This is a genomic window from Bradyrhizobium sp. LB13.1 (genome assembly GCF_054056815.1).
Window position 1 is genome coordinate 1779104 of sequence record NZ_JBSRYQ010000001.1, and the last position, 19931, is coordinate 1799034.

At 64.8% G+C, this 19931-nt stretch carries 15 protein-coding genes and 2 pseudogenes; 5 read left to right on the forward strand and 12 right to left on the reverse strand.

Annotation, left to right across the window (positions count from 1 at the left end; translation table 11 throughout):
• Nucleotides 1-27: 27 nt before the first annotated feature.
• Together ACVWYI_RS08360 and ACVWYI_RS08365 are read right to left on the reverse strand one after the other, a co-directional pair.
• Nucleotides 28-1056 (reverse strand): YcjF family protein, encoded by a 1029-nt coding sequence (locus tag ACVWYI_RS08360; RefSeq protein ID WP_247348764.1) that lies wholly within the window; start codon nt 1054-1056, stop codon nt 28-30.
• Nucleotides 1053-2522, reverse strand: coding sequence for a YcjX family protein (locus ACVWYI_RS08365; protein ID WP_456661659.1), 1470 nt, complete (start codon nt 2520-2522; stop codon nt 1053-1055). Before ACVWYI_RS08365 ends, ACVWYI_RS08360 begins: the two co-directional genes overlap by 4 nt.
• Before the next feature lie 184 nt (nt 2523-2706).
• On the opposite strand from ACVWYI_RS08365, the gene trhA reads away from it, so the two are divergent.
• On the forward strand, nt 2707-3402 hold the full coding sequence (gene trhA / locus ACVWYI_RS08370; protein WP_247348766.1) for a PAQR family membrane homeostasis protein TrhA: 696 nt from the start codon (nt 2707-2709) through the stop codon (nt 3400-3402).
• Between the two features lie 55 nt (nt 3403-3457).
• The gene (locus ACVWYI_RS08375) at nt 3458-4252 is read left to right on the forward strand and encodes an SDR family oxidoreductase (protein ID WP_247348767.1); all 795 of its coding nucleotides are present in this window, start codon (nt 3458-3460) and stop codon (nt 4250-4252) included.
• Between the two features lie 172 nt (nt 4253-4424).
• On the opposite strand, the pseudogene mdlC reads toward ACVWYI_RS08375, so the two are convergent.
• From mdlC to ACVWYI_RS08395, 4 genes and pseudogenes are all read right to left on the reverse strand, one after another.
• A pseudogene (gene mdlC / locus ACVWYI_RS08380) lies at nt 4425-6048 on the reverse strand (benzoylformate decarboxylase).
• Nucleotides 6049-6181: 133 nt separating this feature from the next.
• Nucleotides 6182-7033: an FAS1-like dehydratase domain-containing protein gene (locus ACVWYI_RS08385; RefSeq protein WP_247348770.1), complete on the reverse strand. Its 852-nt coding sequence runs from the start codon at nt 7031-7033 to the stop codon at nt 6182-6184.
• 15 nt (nt 7034-7048) lie between these two features.
• On the reverse strand, nt 7049-8152 hold the full coding sequence (locus ACVWYI_RS08390; protein WP_247348772.1) for a CaiB/BaiF CoA transferase family protein: 1104 nt from the start codon (nt 8150-8152) through the stop codon (nt 7049-7051).
• Nucleotides 8153-8161: 9 nt separating this feature from the next.
• Nucleotides 8162-9332, reverse strand: a pseudogene (locus ACVWYI_RS08395) (acyl-CoA dehydrogenase family protein).
• A gap of 125 nt (nt 9333-9457) precedes the next feature.
• Here ACVWYI_RS08395 and ACVWYI_RS08400 point away from each other — a divergent pair.
• The gene (locus ACVWYI_RS08400) at nt 9458-10378 is read left to right on the forward strand and encodes a LysR substrate-binding domain-containing protein (protein WP_247348776.1); all 921 of its coding nucleotides are present in this window, start codon (nt 9458-9460) and stop codon (nt 10376-10378) included.
• Nucleotides 10379-10620: 242 nt separating this feature from the next.
• On the opposite strand, the gene ACVWYI_RS08405 is transcribed toward ACVWYI_RS08400, so the two are convergent.
• Complete coding sequence (locus tag ACVWYI_RS08405; RefSeq protein ID WP_456661660.1) at nt 10621-11895, reverse strand: cytochrome P450; 1275 nt, start codon at nt 11893-11895, stop codon at nt 10621-10623.
• Nucleotides 11896-11926: 31 nt separating this feature from the next.
• Nucleotides 11927-13192 carry a cytochrome P450 gene (locus ACVWYI_RS08410; protein ID WP_247441615.1) on the reverse strand — a complete coding sequence of 422 codons (1266 nt, stop codon included), beginning with the start codon at nt 13190-13192 and terminating at the stop codon, nt 11927-11929.
• 311 nt (nt 13193-13503) lie between these two features.
• Between ACVWYI_RS08410 and ACVWYI_RS08415 the strand changes: the two genes are divergently transcribed.
• Both ACVWYI_RS08415 and ACVWYI_RS08420 read left to right on the forward strand, forming a co-directional pair.
• A complete protein-coding gene (locus ACVWYI_RS08415) occupies nt 13504-14649 on the forward strand; it encodes a YjgN family protein (protein WP_456664494.1) in 1146 nt (381 codons plus the stop codon).
• 3 nt (nt 14650-14652) lie between these two features.
• Entirely contained in the window at nt 14653-15762 is a 1110-nt protein-coding gene (locus ACVWYI_RS08420; RefSeq protein ID WP_456661661.1) for a M48 family metallopeptidase, read from the forward strand.
• A gap of 8 nt (nt 15763-15770) precedes the next feature.
• On the opposite strand, the gene upp is transcribed toward ACVWYI_RS08420, so the two are convergent.
• The 4 genes from upp to ACVWYI_RS08440 form a co-directional block, all read right to left on the reverse strand.
• On the reverse strand, nt 15771-16400 hold the full coding sequence (gene upp / locus ACVWYI_RS08425; protein ID WP_456661662.1) for a uracil phosphoribosyltransferase: 630 nt from the start codon (nt 16398-16400) through the stop codon (nt 15771-15773).
• A gap of 99 nt (nt 16401-16499) precedes the next feature.
• The gene (locus ACVWYI_RS08430; protein WP_456661663.1) at nt 16500-17738 is read right to left on the reverse strand and encodes a URC4/urg3 family protein; all 1239 of its coding nucleotides are present in this window, start codon (nt 17736-17738) and stop codon (nt 16500-16502) included.
• A 7-nt stretch (nt 17739-17745) separates the two neighbouring features.
• Entirely contained in the window at nt 17746-19002 is a 1257-nt protein-coding gene (locus tag ACVWYI_RS08435; protein WP_456661664.1) for a GTP cyclohydrolase II, read from the reverse strand.
• Nucleotides 19003-19284: 282 nt separating this feature from the next.
• Complete coding sequence (locus ACVWYI_RS08440) at nt 19285-19920, reverse strand: VOC family protein (RefSeq protein WP_456661665.1); 636 nt, start codon at nt 19918-19920, stop codon at nt 19285-19287.
• Between the last annotated feature and the right edge of the window lie 11 nt (nt 19921-19931).

Sequence of the window (19931 nt, forward strand, 5' to 3'; positions counted from 1 at the left end):
AAGCGAGCGCGCCGCGCAAGCAATGCGCTACTCCTCGTCGTCCCTCTTCCGCAACAGATCCGTCGCGAGATCCGACAACTTCGGCGGCGGCAGTGCCGCGAACGGCAGCGGCCGTGTGACGTCGATCGCAGCGAGGCCCAGCCGCGCCGTCAGCAATCCATTCAGCACGCCTTCGCCCAGCCGCTGCGACAGCTTCGCCGCAATCCCGTGGCCGAGCATCTGCTGCACCAGGCTGTCGCTAGCGGCCATGCCGCCGGTGATGGCGAGATGAGCGATGACGTGGCGGAGCAGGCGGATCATGCCGAGCGCGCCGGGGCGGCCGCCATAGAGCCGGGCAAGTTGGCGGATCAGGCGCAGCGACGCCACGAACACGAACAGCACATCGATCAGCGCGCGGGGCGAGACCGCTGTGACGATCGAGACTTTTTGCGCAGCCGACGACACCAGCTGCCGTGCCTCGATGTCCAGCGGCGACATCAATTCGCGCTCGGCGAGCCGGATCATGTCGGCGCCGTCGATGATCTCGCCGGCATGGCTCTCCAGCGCGGCGCGGGCGCGCGCGAGCCGCGGGTTCTGATGCGCGATCTTGAGCAGATCCTGCACGATGATGCGGCTCTCCTTGCGGTCGTCGCTGGCGAGCACGGCGGTTGCACGCTCATGAAGCTTCTCGATTGTTGCGAGGCGCGCCAGCCCGAACGCCTCGCGTCCGATCACCACCGCGAGCGCAAGCGCGGTGACAAACGCAAGAGCCAGTCCGACAAAGCCGAGGCTCTCGCTGCGCGCAAACAAATCCTCGATCAGATGCACCACGCCGAGCCCGATGCCGAGCAGCGTCAACCCGGCGACGCCCGACCAGAACAATGCGCCCCAGGGCAGGCCGCGTCGCGCCGGAAGCGCCGGCGCGATCGGCACCGGCAAGTTCGCCGGATCGGGCTCCGGCGTGATCTGGATGGTGGTGCGGCCGAGGCGCGCCGTCTCGTCGCCTTTGGTGATGACGACGCCGGGATCGTCGAGCCGGAACGTCGCCGGCCGCCGTGGCTTCGATCGGTCGTTCATGACAGCTTGTCTCCGATCAGGAACTGCAAGGCACGGTCGAGGCGGATGTGAGGCAGCACCGGCGCGTCGGAACCCTCGCGGTCGAGCTTTGGCGGGCGGAAGCGCAGGAAGCGGAAATCGCTCTTCGCGGCGGCCTCGGTCGAGAGCCCGCGGAACGCATCGATGCCGTTGAACAGCGGCTCGGGGTCGAGCGGCAGGTCGCCCGGAAAGGTCGCGACCTCGGTGTTGCCGTCGAAGAACTCGCCGCCGGTGCTTTCGCCCGCGGCCGGTGTCCCCAAAATCGACGGCAATTTATCACGGCCATGCGCGACCTGCGCCTCGCGCGTGGCGCGGACGGCGGCGAGCGCGACGACGTCGATCTCCGCGCCGGTATTTTCCGCGCGCGCAACGGCACCCGAGACGGCGCGGCGCAGCACCGCCTCAAGCCGGTCGTGGCTGGAATGATGCAGATGGTCGGCCTTGGTCGCCGCGAACAGGATGCGGTCGATGCGCGGCCTGAACAGGCCGGAGAGGAACGTGCTGCGGCCGATGCGAAAGCAGTCGAGAATGCCGGCGAGTGCGGCTTCGAGATCGTGCAGCGCTTCGGGGCCGGAGTTGAATGCCGCGAGCGCATCGGCCAGCACGATCTGGCGATCGAGCCGGGCAAAATGATCCCTGAAGAACGGCCGCACCACGACGTCCTTGTAGGCCTCAAAGCGGCGCACCATCATCGCCCACAGCGATCCCTCCGGCGCCTGGCCGCCAATCGAGACGTCGAGCGGCGCAAAGGTCAGCGCCGGTGTGTCGGCGAGATTGCCCGGCATCAGGAAGCGGCCGGGCGGCAGCAGGCTCATCGCAAACCGCTCGTCGCGGCAACCTTGCAGATAGCCCCTGAAGAGCTTTGCGGCCGTCAGCGTCGCCTGCTCGTCCTCGCAAGCGTCGGGCTTGAGCGTTGCGAGATGCGCGTGCCAATCCGCGGCCAGATGCGCGCGCGGCGCCTCGCGCGACAGCGCCAGGCTTTCGGCCGACCATTGCTCAAAACTCTTGTGGAGCAGCGGCAGGTCGAGCAACCATTCGCCGGGATAATCGACGATGTCGAGCGTCAGCGTGCGATCCGCGCCGTTCTGGCGCTGGTAGTCGATCACGAGCCTGAGCTCGCTGATGTCGACCGTCGAGTTCGGCCAGCGCCGCTCCTCGATCAGCGCGCGCAAATGGCTCTCATAGGCAAAGCGCGGCACGGCATCGTCCGGCTGCGGCGCCAGATGCGCCCGCGCGATCCGGCCCGATGAATAGGCCTCGAACACCGGAAACCGGCCGCCACGGGTGAGGCCGTGGATCAGCGCGGTGATGAACACCGTCTTGCCGGCCCGGGACAGGCCGGTAACCCCCAATCGTACCGTCGGATTGAAGAAATGCTCGCCGTAGTCGATCAGCGCCCGAGTCGACAGGCGCGCCTCCTCGACCATATCCTGGAAACTAAATGCCATATGAACGTCGGGAATCCCGGGCGAGGGCGAATACGCAAAAAGGACTAGTCACAAAAGTGGCAACTGCCTGAGGAAAATCAAGTTTCATACTTTCACCGCCTTTGTCGGCAAATCACCCGTTTGAACGACGCGCCGATCCCGAAACACCCATACAAGAGCGTATTGTCTCGCCTTACGGATTGCCATGACCGTCTTCCAGTTGAAACAGCTCGCATCCACCTCCGTCCATGCCGCCGCCGACGCGATCGGCCGGAATTTTGATCGCGCCGAACTGATTGCCGATGGCGTCGTCCACGCGATCGGCGTGCTCTGCGGCATCATCGCCGCGACCGTGCTGGTGGTGCTGACGGTGCTCTATGCCGACGCGACCGACATCGTGGGGGTCTCGATCTACGTCGCCGGCCTGCTCTCGATGCTGGTGTTTTCGGCGTCCTATAATCTCTGGCCGGTCTCGCCGGCAAAATGGCTGCTGCGGCGGTTCGACCATTCCGCGATCTATCTCCTGATCGCCGCGACCTACACGCCGTTCATCCTGGAGGTGAAGGACAGCGGGTTCGCGCTGGTGCTGCTCGCCGGCGTCTGGTGCGTGGCGATGCTCGGCATCGTGCTGAAACTTCTCTATCCCGGCCGGTTCGACCGCGTGGCGGTCGGCATCTACCTCGCCATGGGCTGGAGCGGCGTGATGCTCTACGATTCCGTGGTCAAGGCGCTGCCTGCGCTGGTGCTGAGCTTCATCCTGGCGGGCGGCCTGCTCTACAGTTTTGGCGTGATCTTCCATACCTGGCGGCGGCTGCGCTTCCAGAATGCGATCTGGCACGGCTTTGTCTTGGCCGGGGCGGCGTGCCATTATACCGCGGTGCTCGACCTCGTGTTGAGCTGAGCAAGATCTGCGAAGCGGAATAAGCGAAGCGGTATAAGACAAGAGGAGACGTCGCATGCAGGTGACCGGCAAGGTCGTGGTCGTCACGGGCGGCGCCAACGGCATCGGCAAGGCGCTGTGCGAGGCGTTTCACAGGGCTGGTGCGGCCAAGGTCGTCGTCGCCGACATGGACGCCGCCAACGCGAGGGCGGTCGCAGCCACAATGGATGGCGCGGCCTTCAAATGCGACGTCGCGCAGGAAAAGGATATTTCCCACGTCATCGAGGAGACCGAGCGGCAGTTCGGCCCGATCGAATTGTTCTGCTCCAATGCCGGGATCGGCGGCGGTTTCGATCCGATGTCGGAAAATGCCGGCGGCGCGTCCGACGAGCCGTGGCAGCGAAGCTGGGCTATCCACGTCATGGCGCATGTCTATGCGGCACGGCATCTGATCCCCCGCATGAAAGCGCGCGGCGGCGGCTATTTCCTCAACACGATCTCGGCCGCAGGCCTGCTGTCGCAGGTCGGCAGTCCCGCTTACTCCACCACCAAGCATGCGGCGGTCGGCTTTGCCGAAAATCTCGCGATCTCGCACAAGGCCCACAACATCCGCGTCTCGATCCTCTGCCCGCAGGGCGTCGACACCAACATGCTGCGCGCGATCCCCAAGGGCCCGCAATCCGGCGACGGCGATCTCACGCCGGAGCAGGTCGCGAAGGACGTGCTCGCCGGCCTCGATCAGGAGACCTTTTTGATCCTGCCGCACCCGCAGGTGCTCGGCTACATGCGCAAGAAGACTGAGAATTACGACCGCTGGATCGGCGGCATGGCCAAGATCCAGGCGAAGATGCGGGACGAGTTCGGGACGTAGGGAGCGCGCACGACAACTTCAGTGTCGTCCTGGCGAAGGCCAGGACCCATACCGCGTGATCTAACTGGAGCGCGCGGTCGCAATACCAAATGAAAAGCCTTCGCCAAGCTACCTCTTGGGGTAATGGGTCCTGGCTTTCGCCAGGACGACGACATGAAATCGCAGCGCGCTGCTAATGCTTCTGCCCGTACAGCACCGGCACCGCCGAATCCACGACCACCTCCACAAGGCTCGTCCCCGCAAACGCCAGCCCGCGCTTCAGCGCCTCGCCAAGCTCCGCCGCCTTGCTTACCCGCACTGCATGGCAACCCATGCCTTCGGCGAGCCGCACGAAATCGATCCCCGGCAGCTCGAGCCCCGGCACGTTGCGCACCTGCATCACCTGGCTGAACGAACGCATCGCGCCGTAGCCGGAATTGTTGATGACGACGATCGTGAGCGGCAGCTTGCGCTGCGCGGCGGTCCACAGCGCCTGGATGGAGTACATCGCCGAGCCGTCGCCGATCAGGCACACCGTGCGGCTGTTCGGCTTGCCGAGCGCCATGCCGACAGCGGCGGGCAGGGAGTGGCCGAGGCCGCCGCTTGCCATGGTGTAAAAAGCTGTCCTGGCCGCGCATCGGCATGAATTTTTGCATCGCCGGCCGGTGCGAGGGCGCTTCCTCGACCAGTGACGCGCCTTCCGGCATCGCCTGCGACAACGAGTGCAACAGAAATTCGACCGGCAGCGGATCGGCAGCCTGTGGCGCCGGCGGCAGCGTGCGGCTCGTCGGCGCGGCGCGTTTGCTCTCCGGCAACAGGTCGAGCAGCATTGCGAGCGCCGGCTTCATCGTCGCGATGATGCTGGTGCCGACCGGCGTCACCGCCGCGGCATCCGGGTCGTCGGTGATCTGGAAAATCGTCGCGCCGCCGTCGAAGATCGCGGCGTGGCCTTCGACGTGGAAGGTGAAAACCGGCGCGCCGATGACGACGACGAGATCGTGCTCGCGCAGCGCGTCGGAAAGTTGCGCCGGCGACGCATGCAGGAAACCTGCGAACTGCGGATGCCGCTCGGGGAACGAGCAGCGCGCCGAGAACGGGCTGACCCACACGCTGGCCTTGGCCTTCTCGGCGACGCGCACCATCAGGTCGACGGCGCCGGCGCGGTCGACGCCGGGGCCGACGACGAGGGCGGGGTGCTTGGCCGAGGCCAGTGCTGCGACCAGCGCCTTCATTGCATCAGGCTCAGGGCCGATCTCGCGGCTGACCTTGCGCGCTTCGACGGCAGCTGCCGCATGGGCCCAGTCGTCGACCGGGATCGACACGAAGGTCGGCCCGCATGGCGGTTGCATCGCTGTGTAATAAGCGCGCGCGATCGCCGCCGGCACGTCCTCGGGCCGCGCCGGCTCGACGCTGTACTTTACGTAGGGCCGCGGAAATTCGGACGCGCGCTCCGCAAACAGGAACGCCTGCAAGGGAAGGATCGAGCGCGCCTGCTGGCCCGCGGTGATCACCAGCGGCGTCTGGTTGCGATGCGCGGTGTAGATGTTGCCGAGCGCGTTGCCGACGCCGGCCGCCGAATGAAGATTGACGAAGCCGGCATTGCGTGTTGCCTGCGCGTAACCGTCGGCCATGCCGACGGCGCTCGCTTCTTGCAGCGCCAGCACGTAGTCGATGTCATCGGGCCAGTCGCTCAGGAACGGCAGCTCGGTCGAGCCGGGATTGCCGAAGACTTTCTTAATGCCAAAGGATCGCAGCAGGTCGAGCGTGGCCTGCTTGACGGTGACGGATTTGTTGCCGGTCTTGCCGCTCTTGGACATTGGTTTCCGTCCCCTGTTATTTATCGACGCTCCCAGCCCCACCGTCATTGCGAGGAGCCCTTGCGACGAAGCAATCCAGACTATCTCCGCGGAAAGATTCTGGATTGCTTCGCTGCGCTCGCAATGACGAGGATTACCACACCGCCGTGCCCTTCATGGTCGACTGTCCCTCCGCGTTCGCGGTCCACAGCTCCATGCCGGCCTCGGTCTCGTTGGCGTTGATGGAAAACTCGCTGCCTTCGAACAGCGGCTGCACGCCGCGATAGGTGAACTTCGTCGGCGCCTTGCCGCCGCGCAGCTTCGCCGCCATCTCGATGATGAACGTGGCCTGCAACGGTCCGTGGAAGATCAGGCCCGGATAGCCCTCGACCGCAGTGACGTAATCGCGGTCGTAATGGATGCGGTGGCCGTTGAAGGTCAGCGCGGAATAACGAAACAGCAGCACGGGATCCGACACATAGGTCTCGCGATGCTGCGCCTGCGGCGACGGAGGCGTTGCCTTTGTGGTCGTGGCCTGCGTGGTTGTCATCTCGCGATAGACGATGTCCTGGCGCTCGCGGATGGCGACGCCGCGCGGCGAGGAGATGTTGTGCTCGACCGAGACGAAGCACAGCGTGCCGGTCGATCCTGTCTTTACCTGCACATCGGCGATGCGCGAGGTCCGCGTCGATTCGTCACCGACGCGCAGGGGCTGAAAAAATTTGATCTCGCCGCCGGCCCACATCCTGCGCGGCAGCGGCACCGGCGGCAGGAAGCCGCCGCGGGTGGGGTGGCCGTCGGGGCCGAGCATCGACATCGGAAACACCGGCTGGGCCAGGCACCAATGCACCGTAAACGGCGCCGCATCGCCAGCCTTGGGCGCGCCGACCTCCTGGAACAGCGTCGCGCGCAAACCCTTCACGAGCTGCGCGGTGACGGTGTCGGTCGCTTCTTCGCTGCGGCCGATCCATTGCCTGAGATGATCGATGTCGAGCTTCCCGGTCATGACGCCTCGCTCTGGTTATTTCCTGGATTGGGGATTTTCGCCGATGCCGGGCACCGCGCCATAGGCGCGCGTCTCGCCGACAATGATCGGCGCCGGCGCGGGATAGCTGACACGTCCCTGCGGCGTGTCGACCTCGATGCGGCGCAGATGCGGATGGTTGGTGAGGTCGGCCATGGTGTTGACCTCGGCAAAGGCGATATCGGCATCGGACAGCCGCTTCAACAGCTCATCGCGCGTCATCTTGCCGAAGGCATCCGCGACCGTCTGGTCGGTGAAGTCGCGGTTGCGCACGCGCTCGACCATGTTGGCGACACGGGGATCGGAGGACAAATCCGGCTGGTCCAGCACTTTTGCGCAAAGCGTCTTCCACTCGCGCTCGCTCTGGATCGAGATCAGAATGTCCTTGCCGTCGCTGGAGGTGAACACGCCGTAGGGTGCGATCGAGGGATGACGCAGGCCCATGCGCTTCGGTGGATTGCCGGCTTCGGAGTTGAGCAGCGGCACGGTGCACCAGTCCGCCATCACGTCGAACATCGAGATACGGATGTCGGCGCCCTTGCCGGTGCGCCCGCGCCCGATCAGCGCTTCCAAAATCGCCGCATGCGCCGTGGCACCAGTCGCGACGTCGACAATCGACATGCCGACGCGCGAGGCGCCGTCGGGATTGCCCGTGATCGAAGCCAGTCCGCTCTCGGCCTGGATCAAGAGATCATAGGCCTTGCGGTGCGCGTAGGGGCCCTCGTCGCCATAGCCGGTGATCGTGCACGAGATCAGTTTTGGATAATCCTTCAGCAGCCGCTCGCGCGAAAAGCCGAGCTTGTCCATCGAGCCCGGCTTGAGGTTCTGGATCAGCACGTCGGCGCTCGCGATCAGCCTCTCGAGCTCAGCGCAGCCTTCCTTGGTGGCGAGATCGACCACCGCCGATTGCTTGCCGCGGTTGAGCCACACAAAGTAGCTGCTTTGCCCCTTGGCCGCCGCGTCATAGCCGCGGGCGAAATCGCCTTCCGGCCGCTCTATCTTGATGACTTCCGCGCCGGCGTCCGCCAGGCGCGACGAGCAGAACGGCGCTGCCACGGCCTGCTCGACCGCAATCACCCTGATCCCGTCAAGAGCTCCCATGATGCGGCCTCAATACGAGCGGGGCATGCCGAGCACGTGCTCGGCGATGAAGGACAGCACGAGGTTGGTCGAGATCGGGGCGACCTGATAGAGCCGCGTCTCGCGGAACTTGCGCTCGACGTCGTACTCCTCGGCGAAGCCAAAGCCGCCATGGGTCTGGACGCAGGCATTCGCTGCTTCCCAGGACGCATCGGCCGCCCAGCATCTTCGCCATGTTGGCTTCAGCGCCGCAGTCGAGCCCGGCTTCGTATTTCCGCGTCGCTTCCTTCACCATCAGCTCGGCCGCACGCATCGCGGCGTAGGCCTTGGCGATCGGAAACTGGACGCCTTGATTCTGGCCGATCGGCCGGCCGAAAACGCTGCGCTCCTTGGCGTAGTTGGTGGCCTTGGCGATGAACCATTTGGCGTCACCGACGCATTCGGCCGCAATCAAAATGCGTTCGGCATTCATGCCGGAGAGGATGTAGCGAAAGCCCTTGCCTTCCTCGCCGATCAGATTTTCCGCCGGCACCTTCATGTCGGTGAAGAACACTTCGGTGGTGGCATGGTTCATCATGGTGCGGATCGGACGGATCTCGAGACCCTTGTCCTTGGCTTCGCGCATGTCGACGATGAACACGGAAAGGCCGTCGGTGCGCTTCTTGACCTGGTCCTTCGGCGTGGTGCGCGCCAGCAGGAGCATCAGGTCGGAATGCTCGGCGCGGCTGGTCCAGATTTTCTGGCCGTTGACGATGTAGCCGGCATTGCCGTCCTTGCGCGCAAAAGTCTTCAGCGAGGTGGTGTCGGTGCCGCTGGTCGGCTCGGTGACGCCGAACGCCTGCAGCCGCAGTTCGCCGCTTGCGACCTTCGGCAGGTATTTTGCCTTCTGCTCGTCATTGCCGTGCCGAAGCACGGTGCCCATCGTGTACATCTGGGCATGACAGCCGCCGCCGTTGCAGCCCGCGCGCTGGATTTCTTCGAGGATTGCGGCGGCCGCAGAAAGCTTGAGCCCTGCGCCGCCATATTCCTCGGGGATCAGCACCGAGAGATAACCGGCCTCGGTCAGCGCATCGACGAACGCCTTGGGGTAGGCCATCTCACGGTCGAGCTTGCGCCAGTATTCGCCGGGAAACTGCGCGCAGAGCTTTGCGACGGCTTCGCGGATGTCGGCATGATCTTCGCTGTGGTGTTCTTCACTCATGGCGTTTTCCGTTGGGTGCGGCAGTTAAGATAACGCCGGCCGATCCTCTGGCGTTGTGAAAACAATGCCAGCCCCCTATGCTCATTTGCTATAGCGTATGGAGTAGCCTTCCAGGATTGGCAAGCATGGATTTCCGTCAGCTCAGGACCTTCAGTTGCGTGGCGGAGCTCGGCAGCCTCTCCAAGGCGTCCGACACGTTGCGCGTGGCGCAGCCGGCGCTCAGCCGGCAGATCAAGCTGCTGGAACACGAGCTGCGCATCGAATTGTTCACTCGCAACGGCCGCGGCATGGTGCTCACGGACGCCGGCCGCCTGTTGCTGGCGCGCACCTCCGGCATCGTGCGGCAGATCGACCAGATCCGCGACGACATCCAGTCGTCCAAGGGGCCGCCATCTGGCCAGGTCGTGCTCGGCCTGGTTCCGACCGTGAGCTGCGTGCTGTCGGCGCGCTTCGCGCGGCGCTGCGTCGAAAAGTTTCCCGGCATTTCGCTGCGCATCGTCGAGAGCTACAGCGGTCATCTGGTCGAATGGCTGCATCGCGGCGAGATGGATCTCGCCATCCTCTACGGCCGCTCCGCCGATCTGCATCTCAACGTCGAAAGCCTCGGCCGCGACAACATCGTTGCGGTCGGGCCGCGCGGTTGTGGTCTCGCGCGCAAGAAGAGCGTCGATGTCGGCTGGCTGCTGCGGCAACGCCTGGTGCTGCCCAGTCATTCCCACGGCCTCCGCGCGCTGATCGAGCACGCGGCCGCCCAGCGCAAGATCAAGCTCAACATCCAGCTCGAGGCGGATTCGTTCCGCGTGCTCACGAGTCTCGTCGAGGAAGGCCTCGGCTTCGCGCTGCTGCCGCCCTCGTCGGTCCACGGCGAGGTCGCGGACGGGCGGCTGGAAACAGCTGTCGTCTCGAAGCCGATGACGCGCGAGCTCATATTCGCCTCTCCGATCGACCGTCCGGTTTCGACGGCCTCGCTCGCTGTCACCGCCCTCCTGCGCGAGGAGGTCGCCGCCTGCCGCAAGGACGGCGTGTGGGACATCAAGTTGAGCTAGATGCTTTCAGTGCGGTTTAGGACAGAAGGCCGTGTGCGACCCATCGCATGTTGTGCGAGCTGTCATGCCGGAATTTTATATCCGCGCGAAAGGTGTTCATCCTCATCCTGAGGAGCGCGCCCTTGCGCGCGTCTCGAAGGATGCAGGCCCCGCTCTCGGCCTCGCCCTTCGAGACGCCCGCTTCGCAGGCTCCTCAGGGTGAGGGGATAGAGTTGAACGCGCCGCAATGACGGCGTAGCCGCCTACCCCGGAATCCTCACCGGCAGCGACTCGTATCCCTTGATGAAGCTCGAATAGATCCGCTTGGGTTCGCCGACCACCTCGATGCGGTCGAAGCGCTTCAGCATCTCCTCCCAGACGATCTTGAGCTGCAGCTCGGCGAGGCGCATGCCGACGCAGCGGTGGATGCCGAAGCCGAAGGAGAGGTGGGTGCGCGGCCGCGGGCGGTCGATGACGAAATCGTTCGGCCTCTCGAACATCTCCTCGTCACGGTTGCCCGAGACGTACCACATCACGACGCGGTCGCCTTTCTTGATGTGCTTGCCGCCGATCTCGGTATCCTCAAGCGCGGTGCGCCGCATATGCGCGAGCGGGGTCTGCCAGCGGATCACCTCGGGCACCATGGAATCGATCAGCGCCGGATTCTGCCGCAGCATGTCGTACTGGTCCGGGTTCTCGTTCAGCGCCAGCACCGAGCCGGTCATGGTATTGCGGGTCGTGTCGTTGCCGCCGACGATGAGTAGGATGATATTGCCCATGAGGTTGTCGGGGTCCATGAAGCGCGTGGCGTCGTTGTGTGCCATCAGCGACAACAAATCGTTGCGCGGCGCGGAGTTGACGCGCTCGTTCCACAGCTTGGACATGTAGGCATAGCATTCGTCCATCTCGCGGCGGCGCTCTTCGGCGGAGGCAACGATGCCGCTCTTGGGCAGGGCGGTCGCGACATCCGACCAGCGCGTCAGCTTGCGCCGTTCTTCCCAGGGGAAATCGAACAGGGTGGCCAGCATCTGCGTCGTCAGCTCGATCGAGACGCGTTCGACGAAATTGAAGGTTTCGTTGCGCGGCAAGTTGTCGAGCACGGTCTGCGCGCGCTGGCGGATCAATTTTGCCAGTTCGTCCAGATGCGTCGGCGTGAACATCGGCGACACCGTCTTGCGCTGCGACGAATGCCGCGGCTGGTCCATCGCGATGAAGCTGGGCCAATCATAGCCCTCAGGCACGTCGCGGATTCCGATACCGCCGAGCGTCGAATCGGAAGAGAACAGGCTGTGGTTGGTGTCGACATGCATGATGTCGTTGTACTTCACCACCGACCAATACGGGTCGATCGGCGCATTGGTGCAGTAGTGCACCGGCTCTTCCTGGCGCAGCCGTTCGAACCACGGCCACAGGGTGTCGTCCTGGAACAGCCTGGGCGCGCCGGGATGGAACTGCGCCAGCGGCGTCGCATAGGCCTCCTCGCGGGCCCTGCGCACGCGTTCGGCCTTGTCCACGTTAACCGGCGCTTGGATGTTCATGGTCGTGGCTCCAGTTGGTTCTTCCTTCGCCTCACGCCGTAATCTTCACCGGCAGCGTCTCGAGTCCCTTCACGAAACTCGAATAGACCCGCTTGGGTTCGCCGACCACGTCGATATGGTCGAATCGCTTGAGGATCTCTTCCCAGATAATCTTGAGCTGGAGTTCGGCAAGCCGCAAGCCGACGCAGCGGTGGATGCCGAAGCCGAACGAGAGATGGGTGCGCGGACGGGCGCGGTCGATGATGAACTCGTAGGGCTTTTCGATCGCGTCGGCGTCGCGGTTGCCCGAGACGTACCACATCACGACCTTGTCACCTTTCTTGATCTGCTTGCCCCGGAACTCGAAGTCCGCAAGCGCGGTGCGGCGCATATGAGCCAGCGGCGTCTGCCAGCGGATCACTTCCGGCACGAAGCTGTCCAGCAGTGCGGGGTTTTCGCGCAGCTTGCGATATTGCTCCGGATGCTGGCTCAGCGCGTGGAGCGAGCCCGACATGGTGTTGCGAGTGGTGTCGTTGCCGCCGACGATCAAAAGGACGAGATTGCCGAGGAAGTTTTTCGCGTCCATGTCGCGCGTCGCGGCACCATGCGCCATCATCGACAGGAGGTCGCTCTTCGGCGGCTGTGCGATGCGCTCCTTCCAGAGCCGCGCGAAATAGCCCGCGCATTCGGTCAGCTCCGCCTGACGCTCGTCCTCTGTGGCGACGAGGCCGTCGGGTCCGGGAATGGTGGTCGCGATGTCCGACCAGCGCGTCAGCTTGCGGCGATCCTCCCAGGGGAAGTCGAACAGCACGGCGAGCATCTGCGTGGTGAGCTCGATCGAGACATGGTCGACCCAGTCGAACACCTCGCCGCGCGGCAGATTGTCCAGGCACTCCGCCGAGCGCTCGCGGATGCTCAGCGCCAGATTGTCCAGATGCGTCGGCGTGAACATCGGCGCCACGGTCTTGCGCTGCGCCGCGTGGCGCGGGGGGTCCATCGAGATGAAGCTCTCGCGGCGCAGTTCCGGATCGATGTCGCGGATGGTGATGCCGCCGAGCGAGGAGGCCGAGGAGAAGACCGAGTGATTGGTCTCGATCTCCATGATGTCGTTGTAGCGCGTCACCGACCAATACGGCCCGAACATCGAGTCCTTGCAGTAGTGCACGGGATCTTCGCGGCGCAGGCGATCGAAATAGGGCCAGAACGTATCGGTCCTGAACAACTCAGGATCGCCCGGGTCGAATTGCTCCAGCGGCAGTGACGTCGCACGCTCGCGCAATGCGTCGAGCTTTGCCGCGCTCTCGATGGTCCCGTGCATGACCGTTCTCCCTGGCGTGAACCGCGCGTTCTCGTTGAATTTTGCGCTGCGGTATTTGATTTGCAATTACAGCCGGTTGTCTGCGTCGGAGCAAGGGAGAGTTTTGCCACCTCCAGCCTTCCCGAAAGCGTCGGACGGCCGTCACGCCGCCCCGCGAACGTGATCTCGCGCACTCCGTTGGGCGGGGAATCGTGCAAGAAATCGACTGGAATCGAGCCAAATCGAACCCGGCCATCTTGGGGATCGACTAATCTCTGATCTATAGTTTGATCGAACCAGGTCCGCATCCCGAGGTTGCTGCCGTGAACGATATGCAATGGGCCCCCATCGGCTCCGAACCCTTACCGCCGCCGCTGCCGCCCACGCGGGTCGATTTCACCGGCAACCGCACCGAGTTTCGCAAATTGGTCACCAAGGGTGCCCTGCTGGAGCTGGTCACCTTTGGTTTCTACCGGTTCTGGCTCGTCACCGACATCCGCCGTCATCTGTGGGCCAACACCGCGGTCGATGGCGATGCCGCGGAATATACCGGCCGGGCTAAGGAGCTCCTCGTCGGCTTCCTGTTCGCGCTCGCGATCCTGGTGCCGATCTATCTCGCCTATTTTCTCGTCGGCATCGAGTTCGAGCGCTGGCAGGGTTTTGCCTCGACGCCGCTGTTCATCAGTTTCTACGCCTTCGGCCAGTTCGCGATCTTTCGCGCGCGGCGCTATCGCCTGACGCGCACGGTCTGGCGCGGCGTGCGGTTTTGGATGGACGGATCGGGCTGGGCCTATTCGTTCCGCGCCATGCTGTGGGGCCTGCTGGTGTTTCTGACGCTTGGTCTCGCATTACCGTGGCGCGAGGCGTCGCTCGAACGCTACAAGATGCGGCACACCCATTTCGGCGATTTGCGCGGCGAATTCGCAGGCGACGGCTGGACGTTCTTCAAGCGGGGCTGGTGGCTGTGGCTGCTCAGCCCGATCGCGGTGGTGATCTTTCCGCTCGCGCCGTTCTTCTATGCCGAGTTCAAGGCGCGCGAATGGCGCTGGTGGCTCGACGGCATCCGCATCGGCGGCGTCAGCCTGTCCTCGGAGTTGCCGCACAACGCATTCTACGGCCTGTACTGGAAGGTGATCGGCTGGTGGACGCTGCTCTCCGCCATCTTCGGCGCCTATATCGGCGGAGCGACCATGCTCGTCGTCACGCTGAGCGGCCTTTCGGTCGAGCAGGCGTTAGGGCCCGGCAATGCCGCCAAGAGCATTCCGACGCTGGTGATGATGGTCGTCGGCTATTTCGCACTCGCCCTTGCCCTTAACATCGTCATGCGCGTCTATCTCCAGCGCGATCTCTGGGCCAAGGTGCTGGAAACCGTCGATGTGCACAACATCGCGGCCGCGGCGGATGTGCGTGGGAGCGGCGAGCTCGCCAGCGCACTCGGCGAAGGTTTTGCCGATGGACTCGATGTCGCGGGATTTTGAGCTGTGAGTGAGTTGCCCACCGATGTCCCGGCGCAGTCCGCAAAGCCGACGATCTTCTTCGACGGCGTGTCGAGCCGCAGGCGGCAGGTGACGCTGGTGCTCGGCGACGCGCTAGAGATCCTCAAGGAGGGCGGGACGCCCGTTGTCTGGCCCTATACCGACATCCGCCGCGCCGACAGCCCGGCCGGCATTTTGCGGCTCGCCTGTGCTTCCGCGCCGACGCTGGCGCGGCTGGAAATCCGCGACGCTTTGCTCGCGTCGGACGTGACCGCCCGCTGCGTACGGCTCGACGAGCACCAGACTTCGCGCCGCAGCGTCGCAAAAATCGTCGGCTGGTCGATGGCTGCCGCCGTCTCCATCGTCTGCGTCGTGCTGTTCGGCGTGCCCCTCGCTGCCGACCGCCTCGCGCCGCTGGTGCCGAAACCAATCGAGCGGCGCATCGGCGATGCGTCAGAGGTCCAGGTGAAGACCATCTTCGGCCGCAGCGTGTGCGAGGATGCGGCGGGGAAAGCGGCCTTCATCAAACTCGTCAATCGGCTGCGCGATGCCGCCGGCCTCGACGACGATTCCATGACGGCCGGCGTGCTGCCGACCCCGGTGCCGAACGCGTTCGCGCTGCCGGGCGGCAAGGTCTTCGTGTTGAAGGGCCTGCTCGACAAGGCCGAAAACCCCGACGAGATCGCCGGTATCCTCGCGCACGAGTTCGGTCATCTCAAGCACCACGACAACATGCGCGGTCTGATCTACAACGGCGGCACCTCGTTCCTGATCGGCCTGTTGTTCGGTGACGTCACCGGCTCGAGCGCCGTGATCTTCGCCTCGCGCAGCGTGGTCGAGGCCTCCTATTCGCGCGAGGCCGAGACCGCTGCGGATACGTTTGCCATCGAGATCATGCACAAGCTCGGCCGCTCGCCGAAGCCCGCGGCCGAACTGATGTTCCGCATCACCGGCAAGGAAGGCGGCGGCCTCACGTCGATCCTCGCGAGCCATCCGCTGACCGAGGACCGCCTCGCCCGCATGACGAAAGAAGACCGCCCCGCCAGCGGCCCGCCGCTTCTCACGGATACGGAGTGGCAGTCGCTGAAGTTGATTTGCGGCAGCGGGAAGATCTGAGCTTCGCGTTATCGCGTCCCATAGGCGCGGTCGCCGGCGTCGCCGAGGCCCGGCAGGATAAAGCCGTTCTCGTCGAGACCTTCATCCACCGCGGCCGTCCAGATCGGGACGTCCGGATGCAATCCGCGCAGCCGTTCCAGTCCCTCCGGCGCGGCGATCAGGCAGGCCAGCCGAATATCCTTGGCGCCACGCTCCTTCAGCCGGTCGATTGCGGCGACGGCCGTGTTGGCGGTCGCAACCACAGGCGTCACCACGATCGCGAGGCGTTCGCCGAGGTCGGACGGCGATTTGAAGAAGTATTCGATCGCTGCAAAACTGTGCGGCTCGCGGTAGAGCCCGATATGCGCGACGCGCGCGGTCGGCACCAAATCCATCATGCCGTCGACGAAAGTCGTGCCGGCGCGCAGCATGGGAACGAACACCAGCTTCTTGCCCGCGATCTTGGCCGAGTGCATCCGTGCCAGCGGCGTGTCGACCACGACGTCGGTGAGCGGCAGGTCGCGCGTCACCTCGTAGCACAGGAGCATGCCGATCTCCTTGATCAGCTCGCGGAATGACTTTGTCGAAATGGACTTGTCCCGCACCAGCGTCAGCTTGTGCTGCACCAGCGGATGATCGACGATCGTGACGCCTTCCATAATGGATGCTCTTGCTTTTTCCCTTCTCCCCTTGTGGCAGAAGGTGGCGCGAAGCGCCGGATGAGAGGTCTGTTTCCGCGAATTCAAACGATCTGGTTATCAGAACACCGTGCCGTCGCTGATCACCTTGAGCGGCGGCGAACCGTCGGGCCGGCGGGAGAACGCGATGGCGCGGCCCGCGGCCCAGGTGCCGCCTTCCAGAATGCTGGCGAGCGGCAATGTATCGGGGGTGCGGCCGAGTTTTGCGCGAACCAGTTCGGCAAGACGGTCGAGCAGCGCCACGGTCAGCGCGCGCCACTCCACGACGAGAGCTGAATCCACCGCATGCGCGCGCTCGGCGTCAGCCGCATCGCGCAGGCGCAGCACCTCGTGATCGACGAACAGGCCGCCATTGCGGTATTCGGCAAGCCCGGTCAGGCCGTCGATGTCGGTGACGTTGAATCCGGCGCGCTGGAGCGGCTCGATTAGCGAGTAGCTCAGCCATTGCGATAGCTTGTGCAAGGGCACAAGGCCCGCAGTCGCATCGTCCGTCTTGATTGCAGGATGGCGCCAGCAATCTCCGAGCGGAATTCCCGCAAGTTCCAGCCGCGAAGGCCAGATCGGTCCGAGCTGGTTCAGCACGGCGGACAGGATCGCGGGTGCGGGAAGCGCGCCGCCATTCGCCTGCGCCGCGATGTGATCGAACAGGCCCCCCGGCCGCGGCGTGTCGTGCGAGCCGAACACGTCCGCTCGCTCCGCCACCAGCTTGCCCAGACGCCGCAGCAGATCGGTGCGTCCTTCGAGCCCGAGCAGCGGATTGGCATCGCTCACCTGAAAGGCGGCTGTGAGCGCGGCGAGCGGCAGTTTTGCGAGCACGTCCGCATCGGTCCTGAACGGTAGGCTGGCATCGCGGGAAAAGAGGCCGCTCGCGAACATGTCGAGGCTTGCGATCGCAAGCCCTTCGGATCGGCCAATGCCCTGTCCCGTCACGGCGTCGCGGTATCGCCACGCCGCACCCGCGCCGGCATCGAGCAGCACGCTGACGATGGCAAGGTCAAACTCCGCACGCGCTCGCGCCGCGCGATCGGACCATGAGGCCGCGTCCGCAAGCCGCGCCCAGCGGTCGATGCCACCGAACACGAAATGCCGCCACCGCGCGTGGAACGGGATCTCAAGCGTCGGGTAGGCTTTTCGCGTGACCGCGAGCACGGTCTCCGCAACGCCGTCCATGCGATCGAGATCGATCGTGAAATGCGTCAGCCCGCCGTTCAGGCCGATCTCGAGCATCTCGCCGGCACGCGCGCGAACAGCTGCTGCGCTGAGCAGCGAACGGGCCTGCAATTCCAAAGCGTCTGCCATCAATTGATCAGTATTTTTCCAGCGAACGCCCGACCACGTCGTCGATGTCCTTCGCCGGCGCGATGTCGTCCGAATAATAGCCGGCGGCCTTCTTCGCGGCGATCTCGACATAGGCGTCGGCCGGAATCAGCTCCGGCGGGATCGGCACGCGCTCGACGATGTCGATTCCCTGCGAGGTCAGCGCGTCGTGCTTCATGTCGCTCATCGAGAGGAAGCGGTCGATGCGCTTCAGGCCGAGCCAATGGATGGTGTCCGGCATCAATTGCTGGAAGCGCGCGTCCTGGACGCCGGCGACGCATTCGGTGCGCTCGAAATAAGCGGCAGCCGCATCGCCGTCCTCCTGGCGCTTGCGCGCATTGTAGACCAGGAATTTCGTGACCTCGCCGAGCGCGCGGCCTTCCTTGCGGTTGTAGATCACGAGCCCGAGCCCGCCCTCTTGCGCGCCGCGCGCGGATTCCTCGATGCCGTGGATGAGATAGGGCCGGCAGGTGCAGATATCGGAGCCGAACACGTCGGAGCCGTTGCACTCGTCATGCACCCGGCAGGTGATCTTGGTGCGATGGTCCGGCAGCTTGGTGACGTCGCCGAACATGTAGATCGTGGTGCCGCCGATCGGCGGCAGAAACACCTTCATGTCCGGCCGCGTCACCAATTCGGGGAACATGCCGGCAGTCTGCTCGAACAGCGTGCGCCGCAGCTCGGTTTCGTTGGTCGCAAAGCGCTCGGCAAGGCCGGGCAGATACCAGACCGGATCGATCGCGATCTTCACCACCGACACGCTGCCATTGGCGTGCACGACATCGCCGTCGGCGCGCAGGCGCTTGGCGGCGAGCGCCTCGCGGATCTCCGGCAGGTCCAGCCGCGCGCGCGTTACCGCGATGCTCGGTCGAATGTCGATGCCCTCGGCGATGTCCTTGCCGAAATTCTCGGCGACGAGATGCCCCCAGGGATCGAGCGCGACGATTTTTGCGGGATCGCTCCATTGCGGAAACGGTCCGATGGTCGCCGCGGGAAAGGTGTTGGTGAGATCGGGACGCCGGATAGGATCGAGCGCGCCGGCGGACACTGCGAGCGCCCGGTACATCGCATAGGAGCCGCCATGGCTGCCGATCACGTTGCGATCCCCTGCGCGCGACACCGTGCCGATGATCGGCCCGCGGGCGCGTGCGCCGGCGGCGCCCCAGTGGATCGGGAAGGCGGCCTTCCGGCCCGGCTCCGGATGAGAGGTCAGGCGGATGTGGTCGGTACGGTTCGCGCGGCTCATGACCAAACTCCCAAAAAGCCAACGGCCCGCCGCTCGGACGGGCCTGGCTCGGTCGCGTTGCCGGTGCGGAGCACCAGCGGCGCAAGATCAATCCAACATATTGTAGCGGTGAGCTGCGACAGACAAGTTAATCGTGCCCGCGCAGGCTCGCCCTTGCCGATGCTGCTCATCCAGGTATTCGCGCGCTATGACCGGCGCGCGACGCCGGCACGGGCCACGGGCTGTGAGCTATATCTATGTAATTGTTTGTATTTTTAAAGGGGCGGGCGCCCCGTGGTGCGCCTAAGCCAATTGCCGCTCGCCCCCGGGCGTCCGGATCACCGCGCGAAACGACGGCTCGGGCTCACGGCTGAAACGGATACGCGGATCGTCCAGAAAGCCCGTCAGCGACGACCGGATCGTGTCGGCTTCAGGGTGCCGTATCTCGAACGCCACCAGCGCGCAGCCGAGGTCGGGCATGCGCGAGGCCGGATGCGGCCCGGCCGGCCACTCGATCACGGTCGGAAACGCGCCATCGAACGGCATCGAGCCGTCGGGCGGGACGGAGATCAGCCATTCGAGATTGCCGCGCGTCACAGGGATCGCCGGCCGGGCGGCTTGCGGGATCTTCGCAAGCGCTGATGCGATATCGGATGTGCTCACGACCCAGGTCATCAGCCGCGGCGAGGATGCGAGCGCTGCATGCGTTCGCGGATCGTCCATCGCGAACCAGCGCGGCCGGGTCGGCGCCGGGGCCGACGGGTTCGGCGCGATGACTTCGAGGAACGCCGTCTCGCTCAGCCGCAGCAGATGATTATGCGTTCCCATCAGCGGATGCGCACCGCCGGCCGGCGGCGCGATGCCGAGCGCCTGCTCGACATAGGCAACGCCCTCGGCAAGGTCGTTGGCGGCGACGGTGATGTGGTCAAGACGAAGCATGGTCAACATCT

Coding starts and splice junctions, on each gene's coding strand:
- trhA (WP_247348766.1), top strand. CDS start 2,707: ATGACCGTCTTCCAGTTGAAACAGCTCGCATCCACCTCCGTCCATGCC.
- ACVWYI_RS08400 (WP_247348776.1), top strand. CDS start 9,458: ATGGATTTCCGTCAGCTCAGGACCTTCAGTTGCGTGGCGGAGCTCGGC.
- ACVWYI_RS08385 (WP_247348770.1), bottom strand. CDS start 7,033: ATGACCGGGAAGCTCGACATCGATCATCTCAGGCAATGGATCGGCCGC.
- ACVWYI_RS08360 (WP_247348764.1), bottom strand. CDS start 1,056: ATGAACGACCGATCGAAGCCACGGCGGCCGGCGACGTTCCGGCTCGAC.
- ACVWYI_RS08435 (WP_456661664.1), bottom strand. CDS start 19,002: ATGAGCCGCGCGAACCGTACCGACCACATCCGCCTGACCTCTCATCCG.
- ACVWYI_RS08375 (WP_247348767.1), top strand. CDS start 3,458: ATGCAGGTGACCGGCAAGGTCGTGGTCGTCACGGGCGGCGCCAACGGC.
- ACVWYI_RS08430 (WP_456661663.1), bottom strand. CDS start 17,738: ATGGCAGACGCTTTGGAATTGCAGGCCCGTTCGCTGCTCAGCGCAGCA.
- ACVWYI_RS08410 (WP_247441615.1), bottom strand. CDS start 13,192: ATGCACGGGACCATCGAGAGCGCGGCAAAGCTCGACGCATTGCGCGAG.
- ACVWYI_RS08405 (WP_456661660.1), bottom strand. CDS start 11,895: ATGAACATCCAAGCGCCGGTTAACGTGGACAAGGCCGAACGCGTGCGC.
- ACVWYI_RS08440 (WP_456661665.1), bottom strand. CDS start 19,920: ATGCTTCGTCTTGACCACATCACCGTCGCCGCCAACGACCTTGCCGAG.
- upp (WP_456661662.1), bottom strand. CDS start 16,400: ATGGAAGGCGTCACGATCGTCGATCATCCGCTGGTGCAGCACAAGCTG.
- ACVWYI_RS08365 (WP_456661659.1), bottom strand. CDS start 2,522: ATGGCATTTAGTTTCCAGGATATGGTCGAGGAGGCGCGCCTGTCGACT.
- ACVWYI_RS08390 (WP_247348772.1), bottom strand. CDS start 8,152: ATGGGAGCTCTTGACGGGATCAGGGTGATTGCGGTCGAGCAGGCCGTG.
- ACVWYI_RS08415 (WP_456664494.1), top strand. CDS start 13,504: ATGCAATGGGCCCCCATCGGCTCCGAACCCTTACCGCCGCCGCTGCCG.